At 69.3% G+C, this 12,776-nt stretch carries 13 protein-coding genes; 3 read left to right on the forward strand and 10 right to left on the reverse strand.

Annotation, left to right across the window (positions count from 1 at the left end; translation table 11 throughout):
• Positions 1-39: 39 nt before the first annotated feature.
• The 3 genes from AACL56_RS05125 to AACL56_RS05135 all read right to left on the reverse strand — a co-directional run bounded on the left by AACL56_RS05125 (position 40) and on the right by AACL56_RS05135 (position 3,526).
• Entirely contained in the window at positions 40-813 is a 774-nt protein-coding gene (locus tag AACL56_RS05125) for a class II glutamine amidotransferase (protein WP_339088750.1), read from the reverse strand.
• Between the two features lie 49 nt (positions 814-862).
• A complete protein-coding gene (locus AACL56_RS05130) occupies positions 863-2,002 on the reverse strand; it encodes an ABC transporter substrate-binding protein (RefSeq protein WP_339088751.1) in 1,140 nt (379 codons plus the stop codon).
• A gap of 72 nt (positions 2,003-2,074) precedes the next feature.
• A complete protein-coding gene (locus AACL56_RS05135) occupies positions 2,075-3,526 on the reverse strand; it encodes a DHA2 family efflux MFS transporter permease subunit (RefSeq protein ID WP_425336986.1) in 1,452 nt (483 codons plus the stop codon).
• A gap of 187 nt (positions 3,527-3,713) precedes the next feature.
• Here AACL56_RS05135 and AACL56_RS05140 point away from each other — a divergent pair, with 187 nt between their 5' ends.
• A complete protein-coding gene (locus AACL56_RS05140) occupies positions 3,714-5,090 on the forward strand; it encodes a zinc-binding metallopeptidase family protein (protein ID WP_339088752.1) in 1,377 nt (458 codons plus the stop codon).
• Here the strand turns inward: AACL56_RS05140 and AACL56_RS05145 are convergent.
• The 5 genes from AACL56_RS05145 to AACL56_RS05165 form a co-directional block, all read right to left on the reverse strand.
• A complete protein-coding gene (locus AACL56_RS05145) occupies positions 5,081-5,317 on the reverse strand; it encodes a cysteine-rich CWC family protein (RefSeq protein ID WP_339088753.1) in 237 nt (78 codons plus the stop codon). The two genes, AACL56_RS05140 and AACL56_RS05145, sit on opposite strands and share 10 nt — an antisense overlap.
• On the reverse strand, positions 5,314-6,570 hold the full coding sequence (locus AACL56_RS05150) for a 6-phosphofructokinase (protein ID WP_339088754.1): 1,257 nt from the start codon (positions 6,568-6,570) through the stop codon (positions 5,314-5,316). The genes AACL56_RS05145 and AACL56_RS05150 overlap by 4 nt, the downstream gene beginning before the upstream one ends.
• 54 nt (positions 6,571-6,624) lie before the next feature.
• On the reverse strand, positions 6,625-7,431 hold the full coding sequence (locus AACL56_RS05155) for an enoyl-CoA hydratase-related protein (protein WP_339088755.1): 807 nt from the start codon (positions 7,429-7,431) through the stop codon (positions 6,625-6,627).
• A gap of 2 nt (positions 7,432-7,433) precedes the next feature.
• Positions 7,434-8,612: an acetyl-CoA C-acetyltransferase gene (locus AACL56_RS05160; RefSeq protein ID WP_339088756.1), complete on the reverse strand. Its 1,179-nt coding sequence runs from the start codon at positions 8,610-8,612 to the stop codon at positions 7,434-7,436.
• Between the two features lie 128 nt (positions 8,613-8,740).
• Positions 8,741-9,094: a DUF2917 domain-containing protein gene (locus tag AACL56_RS05165; protein WP_339088757.1), complete on the reverse strand. Its 354-nt coding sequence runs from the start codon at positions 9,092-9,094 to the stop codon at positions 8,741-8,743.
• Positions 9,095-9,176: 82 nt separating this feature from the next.
• Here AACL56_RS05165 and AACL56_RS05170 point away from each other — a divergent pair, with 82 nt between their 5' ends.
• Complete coding sequence (locus AACL56_RS05170; RefSeq protein WP_339088758.1) at positions 9,177-10,130, forward strand: LysR substrate-binding domain-containing protein; 954 nt, start codon at positions 9,177-9,179, stop codon at positions 10,128-10,130.
• A gap of 34 nt (positions 10,131-10,164) precedes the next feature.
• Here the strand turns inward: AACL56_RS05170 and AACL56_RS05175 are convergent, their stop codons facing one another.
• Positions 10,165-10,743: a fasciclin domain-containing protein gene (locus AACL56_RS05175; RefSeq protein ID WP_425336987.1), complete on the reverse strand. Its 579-nt coding sequence runs from the start codon at positions 10,741-10,743 to the stop codon at positions 10,165-10,167.
• A gap of 412 nt (positions 10,744-11,155) precedes the next feature.
• On the opposite strand from AACL56_RS05175, the gene AACL56_RS05180 reads away from it, so the two are divergent.
• A complete protein-coding gene (locus tag AACL56_RS05180; protein ID WP_339088759.1) occupies positions 11,156-11,371 on the forward strand; it encodes a hypothetical protein in 216 nt (71 codons plus the stop codon).
• A 28-nt stretch (positions 11,372-11,399) separates the two neighbouring features.
• Here AACL56_RS05180 and AACL56_RS05185 read toward each other — a convergent pair whose 3' ends face one another.
• The gene (locus AACL56_RS05185; RefSeq protein WP_339088760.1) at positions 11,400-12,731 is read right to left on the reverse strand and encodes an MFS transporter; all 1,332 of its coding nucleotides are present in this window, start codon (positions 12,729-12,731) and stop codon (positions 11,400-11,402) included.
• Between the last annotated feature and the right edge of the window lie 45 nt (positions 12,732-12,776).

The raw sequence follows: 12,776 nt of genomic DNA on the forward strand, positions 1-12,776 counted from the left end.
TGTTGCGAAAAAGTGTCAGCCAAAAGACCGCACTTTTGTTTACACGTCGAACGCCATCCGTTGCCCGTCCACGAAGACATTCAGCTCGCCCGGGGCGAACTGCGTCCACGTCTCGTTGGTGGTGAGCGGCGCTGTCACGACCACCGCCACGCGGTCGGTGGGCGTGGTGTGCTGCGCAAAATCGATCGCAAGGTCTTCATCGGACAGCTGCGCCGTCACGAACGGATGGCGCCGCTCCACGTACCAGAGGTGGGTGGAGGCGTGCGCCCACAGCGCCTGGCCGTTGGACAGCATGAAGTTGAAGGTGCCGTGGCTCGCGAGTTGCGGCGCGAGTTCGCGCAGCGTGATCGTGAGTTCCTCGATGCTCGGCACGCCCGCATGCGACTTGGCCAGCTCCTGCATGATCCAGCAGAAGGCGTGCTCGCTGTCGGTGTTGCCCACCGGATGGAAGTTGCCGTGCAGCCGCGGGCGGAAGTCCTTCAGGTCGCCGTTGTGGGCGAACACCCAGTAGCGGCCCCACAGTTCGCGCACGAAAGGATGGCAGTTCTGCAGATTGACCTCGCCCTGCGTCGCCTTGCGGATGTGCGCGATGACGTTGCGGCTTTGAATGGGGTAGCGGCGGATCAGCTCCGCCACCGGCGACTCGCACGCCGGCTGGTGGTCGACGAAGTGGCGCAGCCCGCGATCCTCGAAGAACGCGATGCCCCAGCCGTCGGCGTGGTGGTCGGTGCGGCCGCCGCGTTGCGCGAACCCCGTGAAGCTGAAGGTCACGTCGGTCGGCGTGTTGCAGTTCATCCCTAGCAATTGGCACATGGGTGCCATTAGAACGCGATTCGGCGCGCCCCTTGTCCAGCGCGGGCGTTCAGCGCAGGAACTTGCCCTCCTTCGTCACCCGCACCATCTCGATGAAGCGCGAGCCGGTGTTGCTCGCGCCGGTGAAGTCGACCTCCATGTTGCTCACGCGCAGCTTCATGCTCTTGAGCGTGGCGTGCAGCCTGGCGCGCGTGAGGTCGCGCCCGGTGCGGCGCAGCGCCTCGATCATCACCTGCGCATTCACGTAGCCCTCGTAGCTCAGGTAGCCGATGTCGACCTTGGCGCGCTCGGCCAGCTGGCGGTATTCCTTGGTGCCGGCGTCGACCTCGCTCCACGGGTACGGCACGACCTGCGAGATGGCCAGCCCGCTGGTCTTGTCGCCCACCAGCTTCGCGGTGACGTCGCCGGGCACGATCGACATGCCGTAGAACATCTGCCGGCCGCCCGCGGACCAGGCGCTCTTCATGACCTCGCCGCCGATGCCGCCGCCCAGGTACATGATGACGGCCTGCGCCTTGCTCTCGGCCAGCGTCTTGCCCGCGCTCTCGTTGGTCGAGCCGTCGCCCTTCACCGGCACGGCGGCCACGGGCTTGAGCTGCAGCGCGGCCAGCGCCGCATCGACCAGCTTTGCCACTTCCGCGCCACCCGGGTTGTCGAGATAGGCCACCGCGATGCGCGAGACGCCGATGGTCGTCAGGTGCTGCACCAGCGCCTGCGCTTCGCGTGCGAAGGTGGCGCGCACGAAATAGCCCGAACCGGCCACCCTGTCGCGTGCCGAGTCTGACACCGCATAGCCGCCCACCATCGGCGCGCCGCTCTGGTTCAGTACCTTGGCCGCCGCCGCGGTGGTGCCGGAGCCCACGCAGCCGAAGAAGGCGAAGGCGCGATGCTCGCCCAGCAGCTTCTCGTAGTTGGCCACCGCCTTCTCGGGCACCAGTTCGTCGTCGAGCGACACCAGCCTGATCTTGCGGCCCGAGAGCCCGCCCTGTGCATTGGCGGCGTCGAAAGCCAGCCCCGCGCCGGCCATCACCACCTTGATGGGCGCGCCCAGCGGGCCGCTGAGGATGCCGGTGTGGCCGAGCACGATCTCGGTGTCGCTGACGCCGCTCTCTGCGGCGCGAACGGAAGACAGCGGGCCGAAGCCGGCCACGGCCGCAGCGGAGGCGGCGATGAAATTTCTGCGATGCATGGGATGGAAGGGGCGGTCGAGATACAACTGAAAACAATTGAATGCGAAAGCCCTGCCATCCGCCGCCGGGGTTTACCCCGTGTTGCGCGCAGGCTCGTCCGGTGGCTCCGGTTGCTGGCGCAGCTGCCACGCCGCGCAGATCGCCAGCGCGCACAGTCCTGCCAGCATGGCGAACACCTCGTCGAACGCGGCCAGCCGCGCCGGGCTGCTCACCGGGTTGGCCAGCGAATCGCCGTGGGCCGCGAGCCGCCACTCGAGCACGATGGCGCACAGGCTCACGCCCGCCGCGCCGCCGAGCATGCGCACGAAGTTGATGGCGCTCGCGCCCTGCGGAATGAGCGGCTTGGCCAGCGGCCGCATCGATCCCAGGTTGAGCGAGGGCAGGATGAAGCCCAGCCCGATGCGCCCGATGACCGCGAAGGCCACCAGCAGCCAGAGCGCGCTGTCCAGCCGCAGCACCATCATCAGCGCGAACGAGGCCGCCAGCAGCGCGAGGCCGATCGTCACCAGCAGCCACGTCGGCTGCCTGTCGGCGAGACGGCCGACGCCGGCGATGGTAAGTGCGAGCACCAGCCCCGCGGGCAGCAGGATGGTGCCCACGTGCGAGGCCGACAGGCTCAGCCCCACCTGCATGTACACCGGCAGCAGGTAGGTCGATCCGAACAGGGCCGTGCCGTAGATGAAGGCGACCACGCTGCCCATGGCGAACTGCCGGTACTTGAAGAGCGCCAGGTTCATCAGCGGCGTGCCGCCCGAGGCCGCGAGCCGGCGCTGCCACCACACGAAGGCGGTGAACGAGGCCAGCGCACCGGCCAGCAGCAGCCCGGCCTGCAGCGGCGAATCGCCGCGCAGCTCGACCAGGCCGTTCAGCAGGCACAGCGTGCCCACCGTGCCCAGCGCGAGGCCGCGCGCGTCGAGTCCGCTGCCGCGCACCGCGGCCACGCCGCCGGGCGCCGTCCTGGGCACGAACTTGTAGGCGAGCCAGATCGAGGCCAGGCAGAACGGCACCACCATGAAGAAGATCGAGCGCCAGCCGAACAGGTCGACCAGCACCCCGCCGATGCTCGGTCCGATGGCCGGCGCCAGCACCACGCCCATGCCGAAGATGCCGCTCGCGCGCCCCTGCTCGTGCGGCTCGAAGGCGCGCAGGATGATGATGGCCGGAATGGGCTGCACCACGCCCGCCGCCAGCCCTTCGGCCACGCGCGCCAGCAGCACCAGCGAGAAGTCGTTGGCCACGCCGCCCACGATGCCGCCCACCAGCAGCAGGAGCATCGTGCCCACGTAGGTGCGGCGGTAGCCGTAGCGCGACAGCAGCCAGGGCGTGGTGAGCATCGACACCGTCATCGCCACCATGAAGCCCGAGCTCACCCACTGCGCGCGCTCCTGGCCGAGCGAGAAGTGGTGGCTCATGCCGGGGATCGCCACATTGACGATGGTCGAGGACATGATCGACGCCATCGTCCCCACCATGACCGACAGCAGCAGGTACCAGCGGTAGCGTTCGCCATAGCGCTCGCGCAAGGTGCCGATGGTGGGGTGGCCGGCGTGCTCGCGGCTTCGGGGGCTTGTGGGGAGGTCATGGGGCGGCGGAATGTGTCGGGGTCCGTCGTCCTACAAGCATATCGGCGTTTGCGGTGCGGGCGGTGTCCGGGCGCGGAACACAATGCGTCGGCCGTCCCGCCGTGCCAGGAAATCGCAGAACAACCACATGGACACCACAGCCGAACCGAACGAAGCCGCCGCCGCTCCCGTGCCCGAGGAAGGCGCCCCCACGCTCGCGACCGAACTCGCGGCGCCCACCGTCAGCCGTGCCTACCGGTGCCAGTGCGGGCGTCCCGTGTTCCTTCGCAACAGCGAATGCCTCGCCTGCCATACGCCGCTGGGCTACGTGATCGACCGCCTCGGCGTGGTGCCGCTCGCACCGGCCGAGGGCGGTGGTGCGCAGCCCGACACTTTCACCGTGTTCGGCGATCCCGGCGGCCCCACCTACCATCGCTGCGCCAACCTGATGACGGCGGCGGCCTGCAACTGGATGGTGCCCGCCGCGCGCGAGGGCGAGGCGCCGCCAGAAGACGTGCATGGCCTTGCGGCCGGCTATTGCCTCGCGTGCAGCGTGACGCGCACCATTCCCGATCTTTCGGTGGAAAGCAACGGCGAGCTCTGGCGCAAGCTCGAATCCGCCAAGCGGCGGCTGCTGTCGCAACTGCTGGCGCTCGGCCTGCCGGTGGTGAGCCGCCATGCCGACCCGGCGCACGGCCTGACCTTCGATTTCCTCAGCAACATGCCCGGCGGTCCGCACGTCATGACCGGCCACCAGCACGGCGTGATCACCCTCAACGCCGAGGAGGCCGAGGACGCCGTGCGCGAGCGCATCCGCGCCGAGATGCGCGAGCCCTACCGCACGCTGCTGGGGCACTTCCGCCACGAGATCGGCCACTACTACTGGGACCTGCTGGTGCTGCCCACGCCGTGGATCGACGACTTCCGCGCGCTCTTCGGCGACGACCGCGCCGACTATGCCGCGGCGCTGCAGACCCACTACGACCAGGGCCCGCCGCCCGACTGGGCCGACCGCTTCGTGAGCAGCTACGCCAGCACGCACCCCTGGGAAGACTGGGCCGAGACCTGGGCGCACTACCTGCACATGGCCGATACCGCCGACACGGCGATGAGCTTCGGCGTGGATGCCACCAACGTCGAACTCACCAGCGACCTCTTCACGCCCGACGACCTGTGGCAGCCCGACCACGAGGATGCGGGCAAGTTCCTGGACTTCATCAACGGCTGGGTGCGGCTGACCAACGTGCTCAACGAGCTGTCGCGCAGCATGGGGCAGCCCGACTACTACCCCTTCGTGCTGCCGCGCGCGGCGGTAGGCAAGCTGCAGTTCATCCACCAGGTGGTCACGCAGCAGCGGCCCGGCGATGCGCCGAGCATGGTGCTGGCCAGCGAGGTGGCCGCGCCGGCGCCCGACCCCGCCGTGGCGCCCGCGCCGTCGGACGATGCGAACCCGGCGCAGCCGGAGCCGCAGTCGCAGGCGCAATCTCCGCCGCCATCCCCGCCGCAGGCCGCCGCTCAGTCCTGAGGCACCTGCGCGCCCGTCGCGCAGCGCGCGCAGATGCACGCGAGCCCGCGCATCGACTCGGGCAGGTTCGTCAGCGGCGCGTTGCTGAAGTCGACCTGCATGCACCAGCACGGCGGCTGCGCCTGTCCGGTCTCCCGTTCGATCTCCATCGCGCAGCGGTTTTGCTCGCCGCACAGCGGGCAGCGCGTGGCGTCGATCAGGCCGGGGGCCACGCCAGCCATGGTCATGCGATCTCGAAGGCCGGCAGCTTCTTCGGCACGGCCACGTTCTGCAGCGTCACGTACACCGGCAGGCCGCCGCTGTAGGCCGGGTAGTCCTCGCCCTCGATCAGCGGCAGCAGGTAGCGGCGGCACTTCTCGGTGATGCCGTAGCCGTCCTCCGAGATGAAGTCGCGCGGCATCGGCTTCTCGACGTTGGCCACCGCTTCGAGCGGCGCGCTGCCGAGCGTGTAGGCATAGGGGAGGTCGGAGGTGCGCTCGATGGTGGGCATCACCGCGTTGCGGCCTTCGAGCGCCAGTTCGACCGCGCGCCGGCCCAGCTCGTAGGCCTGCTTCACGTCGGTGGCCGAGGCAATGTGGCGCGCCGCGCGCTGCAGGTAGTCGGCCACGGCCCAGTGGAACTTGTGGCCCAGCGCGTCCTTCACCATCTGCGCCACCACCGGCGCCGCGCCGCCGAGCTGCGCATGGCCGAACGCATCGCGCGTGCCCTGCTCGGCCAGGAAGGTGCCGTCGGGGTGATGGCAGCCTTCGGACACCACCACCGAGCAGTAGCCGTGCTGTTTCACCAGCTCGTCGACGCGTGCGATGAAGCGCGCCTTGTCGAACTCGATCTCGGGAAACAGCACCACCACCGGAATGCCCTGGTCCGCCGCGAGCCCGCCTGCCGCCGCGATCCAGCCGGCGTGCCGGCCCATGACCTCGAGCACGAACACCTTCGTGGACGTGGCTGCCATCGAGCGCACGTCGAACGACGCCTCGATGGTCGACACCGCCACGTACTTCGCGACCGAGCCGAAGCCGGGGCAGCAGTCGGTCAGCGGCAGGTCGTTGTCGATGGTCTTCGGCACATGGATGGCCTGCAGCGGATAGCCCATCGACTGCGACAGCTGGCTCACCTTGAAGCAGGTGTCGGCCGAATCGCCGCCGCCGTTGTAGAAGAAGTAGCCGATGCCGTGCGCCTTGAACACCTCGATGAGCCGCTCGTACTCGCGGCGGTTCTTCTCGAGCGACTTGAGCTTGTAGCGGCACGATCCGAACGCGCCCGAAGGCGTGCTGCGCAGCGCCGCGATGGCCTCGGCCGATTCGGCGCCGGTATCGATCAGGTCTTCTGTCAGCGCACCGATGATGCCGTTGCGCCCGGCATAGAGCTTGCCGATGCGTTCCGGGTGCCGGCGCACCGTCTCGATGACGCCGCAGGCCGATGCGTTGATGACCGATGTGACGCCGCCGGACTGGGCGTAGAAGGCATTGAGGATGGGCATGCGGGCATTCTCCCGCAGCCCTCAGGCAGGCGCCAGTGCCGGGGTTTCAGAGTGTCAGCGGCTGTCGAACTGCGGCGCGCGCTTCTGCAGGAACGCGCTCACGCCCTCGCGGAAGCTCGGGCTGTCGATCAGCTCGCGCTGGCGCTCGCTCTCGTAGTGCAGCTGTTCCTTCAACGTGTGCCGTTCCGAGGCGTCGAAGGCTTCGCGCGCCTCGATCACCGCATGCGCGGGCAGGCGCGCCAGCCGCTGCGCGATGCTCCTGGCTTCGTCCATGAGCTGTTCGTCGTCCGCGCAGGCCCAGATCAGCCCCCACTGCACGGCACGCCCCGCGCCCACGCGCTCGTCGAGCAGCGCCATGCCCATCGCGCGCGCCCGGCCGGCGCGTCGCGGAATGGCCCAGGTGCAGCCCAGGTCGGGAACGATGCCGAGCTTGGGCAGGAACGGCAGATAGAAGTAGGCGCTGCGCGCCGCGATGGTCACGTCGGCCGCCAGCGCCAGGCCCACGCCCGCGCCGGCCGCCGGACCGTTCACCGCGGCCACCACGGGCACCGGCAGCGTGCGCAGCGTCTCGATCAGCGGATTGCTGAGCGTCTGCATCCACTCGGCCGTCTGCGTGCCGAGCGACTTGCCTTCCTCGCCGGGCGACATCGCACTCAGGTCCGCGCCCACGCAGAAGGCCTTGCCCGCGCCCGTGAGGATCACGGCGCGCACCGCGCGGTCGTCGCGGATGCGCTCCAGCGCGTCGCGCAGTTCCACCTGCAGGTCGCGCGCGATCGGGTTGAGCTTGGCGGGCAGGTTCAGCGTGAGCGTGGCGATGCCGTCGCTCAGCGCGTACAGGATGAAGGGCGCCTGGTCGCTCATCGTCAGAGCCTCTCGACGATGGTGACGTTGGCCATGCCGCCGCCCTCGCACATGGTCTGCAGGCCGTAGCGCTTGCCGCGCTGGCCGAGCGCATGAACGAGCGTGGTCATCAGCTTGGTGCCCGAGGCGCCCAGTGGATGGCCCAGCGCGATGGCGCCGCCGTTCACGTTCAGCCGCGCCGGGTCGGCGTCCAGCGCCTGCAGCCACGCGATGGGCACCGGCGCGAAGGCCTCGTTCACCTCGTACAGGTCGATGTCGCCGATCTTCATGCCTGCCTTCTTCAACGCTCGCTGCGTGGCCGGCAGCGGCGCCTCCAGCATGATGACCGGGTCGTGCCCCATCACGCTCATGTGATGGATGCGCGCGAGCGGCTTCACGCCCAGCGCCTTCAGCCCACGCTCGTTGACCACCAGCACGCCGCTGGCGCCGTCGCAGATCTGGCTGGCGGTGGCGGCCGTGCAGCGACCGCCCTCGGCGATGAGCTTCACGCCCGCGATGCCTTCCAGCGTGGCGTCGAAGCGGATGCCTTCGTCCACCGTGTGCCGTTCGCCCGCGCCGGTGCCGTCGGCCAACAGGATCTCGATGGGCACGATCTCCTCGTTGAACGCGCCGGCGCGCGTGGCCGCGATCGCACGCTGGTGGCTCTCCAGCGCATAGCGGTCGAGCGCGTCCTTTTCGATGCCGTAGTTCCTCGCGATCATCTCCGCGCCGGTGAACTGGCTGAACTCCACGCCGGGGTAGCGTGCCTTCATCGCGGGGCTCATGTAGGTGCCCAGGCCCGCCTTGGCCGGCAGCGCGTTGGGCGTGAACATGGGCACGCGCGTCATGCTCTCGACGCCGCCGGCGATCACCGCGTCCATCGCGCCCGACATCACGGCCTGCGCCGCGAAGTGCAGGGCCTGCTGCGACGAGCCGCATTGCCGGTCGACCGAGGTGCCCGGCACCGACTCGGGCAGCTTCGACGCCAGCACCGCGTTGCGCGCGATGTTGGTGGCCTGCTCGCCCACCTGGCTCACGCAGCCGAGGATCACGTCCTCCACCGCCGCCGGATCGATGCCGCTGCGTGCCACGAGGGCGTCGATCACCTGCGCGGCGAGGTCCGCCGGGTGCCAGCCCGAGAGCTTGCCGCCGCGCCGGCCGCCGGCCGTGCGTGCGGCGGCAACGATGTATGCCTCTGCCATCTTCATGTCCTTCACGAAAAGTAGATCGGGGAGGTCCGGACGCAAAAAAGCCGCCCGTCACGAACGACGGCGGCCAACGGTGCGAGAGAACTCATGGGCATCGATGGTTCGATGCCCATGGGCCATGGTCAAGCCGGGGACAACCCGTGGGGCAGGAGTCGCCAAGGCGACCGCGCGCGGGGGCGGCGCGCCAGGGGCATCGCGGCCGGTTGCGCGTCCGACACCGTGATGCACGAGGCTTCGAGCGCCGACACCAGCACGCGGCGATGGTCGCTGCTCTCGAAACGTTCGCCCGGCGCCAGCACGATGTCGCGCGGATCGCGGTCGAGCGTGACCCATACCGAGCCGCTGCGGCACTCGATGCCCACACCCGCGCCGTCGGGCACGGCGAAGACGGCACGCACGGGCAGGCTCACATGGAAGCGCGATGCATTCGAGGAAGGATGGGAAGAAGGGTCGGAAAAACGGTGGTCGGCGCTCATGGCAAGCTCCATTGCATTCGTGATGCGAATGAATATAGTGAGCCGACCCTGGCTTTACACGCGGTCATTCGGAACTCGTTGCATGCACCCAGAGAATGCGAAGACGCTTGGCGCGGCGGCTGGCAACGTCAGCGAGCTGCCGCCGCTCGAACTGCTGCGCAGCTTCGAGGCGGCCGCGCGTCGTTTGAGCTTCACGCTGGCGGCAGGCGAACTGCATCTCACGCAGTCGGCCGTCAGCCGGCAGATCCAGCAGCTCGAGGCCCACCTGGGTGTGCCGCTGTTCGAGCGCCGCCACCGCGCGCTGTCGCTCACCGAGGCTGGCGGCGTGCTGCAGCGCGCCGTCACCGACAGCCTGGAGCGGCTGCGCGACGCCACGGCGCGCGTGCGCGCCAGCTCGGCGCCGCGGCAGGTCGCCATCACCACCACGCCGGGCTTCGCCTCGCTGTGGCTCATTCCGCGGCTCGCGCACTTCACCGGCAGCCACCCGCAGGTCGACGTGCGCGTGTCGGCCACGCTCGACGTGCTCGACATGGAGCGCAGCCGCATCGACGTCGCCGTCCGCCTCATGCCCATCGCCAGGGGCGTGGGCCGCGCGTTGTTCGAGGAAACGGTGATGCCGCTGTGCTCGCCCGCGCTCGCCGGTGCGCTGCATGTGCCCGCGGACCTCGCGAAGCTCACGCTGCTCACGGTCGACTACCCCGACCACAGCGAGGCACCCACGGCCGACTGGGAGCCGTGGCTCAAGGTGATGGGGCTGGAAGACCTGCGCATGAAGAGCACGCTGCGCTTCACGCAATACGCCGATGCCGTGGCCGCCGCGGTGGCGGGGCAGGGCGTGGTCATCGGGCGGCTGCCGCTGCTGCACGAGCTGCTGCGCGAAGGGCGCCTGGTGGCGCCGCTGGGCGAAGGGGCGGCGTCGAGGCGCGGCTATTTCGTGGAAACCTCGCGCCGCGCCGCAGGCAACCGCGACGCGCTGGAGTTCGCGCAGTGGCTGCGCGACGAGGCCGAGCAGATGAAAGCGGCGCAGCGGACCTGAAGGTCCGCCACGCCGGTGCCGGTTGCCGGGAGCATCAACCCGGCAGCAGCACCTTGTTCACCACGTGGATCACGCCGTTCGACTGGTACACGTTGGCGATCGTCACCATCGCCGTGCCGCCCTTGGCGTCGGTCACCAGCACGTCCTTGCCGCTCATGGTGGCGGTGAGCGTGCCGCCGCTGGCGGTCTTCAGCACGGCCTTGCCGCCGCCCGCGTTGATGGCACTCATGAGCGCCGGGCCGTCCATCCTGCCGGGCACCACGTGGTAGGTGAGCACCTTGGTCAGCGTGGCCTTGTTCTCCGGCTTGAGCAGCGTGTCGACCGTACCGGCCGGCAGTGCGGCGAAGGCCGCGTTGGTCGGTGCGAACACGGTGAACGGGCCGGGGCTCTTCAGCGTGTCGACCAGGCCGGCGGCCTTGACCGCGGCGACCAGCGTGGTGTGGTCCTTCGAGTTCACCGCGTTGTCGACGATGTCCTTCGTCGGGTACATCGCGGCGCCGCCGACCATCGGGTTCGACGACATGCCGCTGCTGCCGCTGCCGCTCATGCCCATGCCGCCCGCGCAAGCGCCGAGCAGGACCGAAACGCCGAGTGCGATCACGAGTTTTTTCATCGAAAGTCTCCTTGAGGAAATGATTGTTCAAAGGTGTCTGCGGAAACCGCCGTCAGCACGGGGGCGCGATGCGCTTGAGTCGGATACGGGGGCGTTTCGCATTTGGATTCGCATGCGGCTTCGAATCGGTGGCGCGTCGGCTTTGCGCCACAGGCCTGCGCGACGCGCTTGCGCATCGCACACACGCTCGACAGAATCCGCCCTTCGTTTTTCAGCAACAGTTTCTTTTCACCGCGCCCGGCGACGATCGACCTCCCTGGTGCACAACGCAGTCAATGAACCGTTTCCTGAACACCTGACCCGCACACCGACCGCCCCGGCCGGATGTGCATCCATGCATCCGCCGAGGCCCATCGACAAGGGCCCCGCGCAGCCATTCGCCGGGGCTTTCCTGTTTCTGGAGTGTGTGCACATGAGTGCTCAACGAAAGGCCCGCGACGACAAGAAGCGCCTGGGCCGGTTCTACTTTTCGGTGCCCGTCGCGGCACCGCGCAACCCCGTGGTGGCCGCGATGGCTCGCGGCGAATCGAACCAGAGGGCGGGCCGCCACCTGCGCACGCACCGTGCCGAACGGCGTGCGCAAAAGGTGGCGCTGCAGAAGGCGGCGCGCCGCCTGGCGGAGGAATGACGCAGCGGCCGTGGCGGCGGCGTCGTCGTCAGCAGTGCGGGGGAACGGCGGCGCCGGCCTTTCGCGGCAGCACGAGGAACGCGAGCGTGCCCGCGGCCAGCATGCCCGCCACCGTGAGGAACACCGCGCGAAACGGCTCCGCGCCATGCGCCACCGCCCACGACGCGGCCACGCCGGTGGTCCACTGCATCAGCGACACGCCGAGAAACATCGCCATGTTCATCAGCGCCAGGGCGCGGCCCGTCATGGCCGCCGGATAGGCGTTCTTGGTGTACGCGTACTGCAGCACGCTGTAGCCCGAGAGCAAGCCGTAGACGATCGGCAGGCCGATGTCGATGGCGCTCGAATTCGTGAACGCCATGGCCGCGAACATCAGCGCGCCGGCGAGCGCGCAGCCCATCATCCAGCGGGTGCGCGCCACGCCGCCCGGGTCCATGCGGCCGAACAGCGCCGGGCTGATCATGCCGGCCACCGTCATCACCAGCGCCACGTTGCCGCTGGCCACCAGCGAGAGGCCATGGCGCTCGTGAAGCACCGGCCCGAGCCACAGGCCGCGCAGCGTGATGAACGCCGCATAGGACACGCACGCGAAGCACACCAGCCCCAGCGTGTGCGGCATGGCGAACAGCGGCAGCAGTTCGCGCACCGCCTTGCCCAGCGACTGGCGCCCGGCCGGTGCGGCCTGCACGCTGTCCGCAGAGGCTGGCGCACGCGTGGGCTCGCGCACGCGCCAGAAGATGACGATCCACGACAGCACCGCCATGCCCGCCAGCACCGCATAGCCCGCGCGCCACGATGCCGCTTCGATCAGCAGCGCCAGCGGCGTGCCGGTGAAAACGATGCCCAGGCCGGCCATGCTCATCACCATGCCCGACATGGCGGTGAAGCGCGCGGCGTCGAAGTGCCGCGCGATGAACACCGTGCACGCCAGGAACGCCGGTGCGCAGCCGACGCCGATTAGCGCCTGCCCGAGCAGCAGCACGTGGTAGTTCGGCGCCACCGCGCACAGCGCGGCGCCCGCGACCGCGAGCGGAAACGCGGTGAGCACCGTGCGGCGCACGCCGAACATGTCGATCGACACGCCCATCGCGAGCTGCATGATCCCGAAGGCGAAGTGGAAAGTGCCGGCCCATATGCCGAGCTGCTGCGGCGACAGGCCGAAGTGGCCGGACAGCGGCGTGGCCATCATGGCGCCGACCGTGCGGAAGGCCTGGCTCAGTGCGAAGGCCGATGCCAGCGCGACCAGCATCGCGGATGCGGAAGCCGACCAATGGGAAAGACGGGAAAGGCGGGAGGGGCGCGAGCGCGTGGCGGCGTCGCCGTTGCGCTCCGCGGGTTTGGACGCCGCGTTCGGGTTCATGAGGGGAGAGGCCGGGAAGATGAGGCGGCTTGAATGCTAATGGAT

The sequence above is a fragment of the Variovorax paradoxus genome, from assembly GCF_902712855.1.
GTDB classification, from domain to species: domain Bacteria; phylum Pseudomonadota; class Gammaproteobacteria; order Burkholderiales; family Burkholderiaceae_C; genus Variovorax; species Variovorax paradoxus_Q.

Excerpts from the sequence above, each read along its gene's own strand:
- AACL56_RS05125 (WP_339088750.1), bottom strand. The coding sequence starts at position 813 with ATGTGCCAATTGCTAGGGATGAACTGCAACACGCCGACCGACGTGACC.
- AACL56_RS05130 (WP_339088751.1), bottom strand. The coding sequence starts at position 2,002 with ATGCATCGCAGAAATTTCATCGCCGCCTCCGCTGCGGCCGTGGCCGGC.
- AACL56_RS05140 (WP_339088752.1), top strand. The coding sequence starts at position 3,714 with ATGGACACCACAGCCGAACCGAACGAAGCCGCCGCCGCTCCCGTGCCC.
- AACL56_RS05145 (WP_339088753.1), bottom strand. The coding sequence starts at position 5,317 with ATGACCATGGCTGGCGTGGCCCCCGGCCTGATCGACGCCACGCGCTGC.
- AACL56_RS05150 (WP_339088754.1), bottom strand. The coding sequence starts at position 6,570 with ATGCCCATCCTCAATGCCTTCTACGCCCAGTCCGGCGGCGTCACATCG.
- AACL56_RS05155 (WP_339088755.1), bottom strand. The coding sequence starts at position 7,431 with ATGAGCGACCAGGCGCCCTTCATCCTGTACGCGCTGAGCGACGGCATC.
- AACL56_RS05160 (WP_339088756.1), bottom strand. The coding sequence starts at position 8,612 with ATGGCAGAGGCATACATCGTTGCCGCCGCACGCACGGCCGGCGGCCGG.
- AACL56_RS05165 (WP_339088757.1), bottom strand. The coding sequence starts at position 9,094 with ATGAGCGCCGACCACCGTTTTTCCGACCCTTCTTCCCATCCTTCCTCG.
- AACL56_RS05170 (WP_339088758.1), top strand. The coding sequence starts at position 9,177 with ATGCACCCAGAGAATGCGAAGACGCTTGGCGCGGCGGCTGGCAACGTC.
- AACL56_RS05175 (WP_425336987.1), bottom strand. The coding sequence starts at position 10,743 with ATGAAAAAACTCGTGATCGCACTCGGCGTTTCGGTCCTGCTCGGCGCT.
- AACL56_RS05180 (WP_339088759.1), top strand. The coding sequence starts at position 11,156 with ATGAGTGCTCAACGAAAGGCCCGCGACGACAAGAAGCGCCTGGGCCGG.
- AACL56_RS05185 (WP_339088760.1), bottom strand. The coding sequence starts at position 12,731 with ATGAACCCGAACGCGGCGTCCAAACCCGCGGAGCGCAACGGCGACGCC.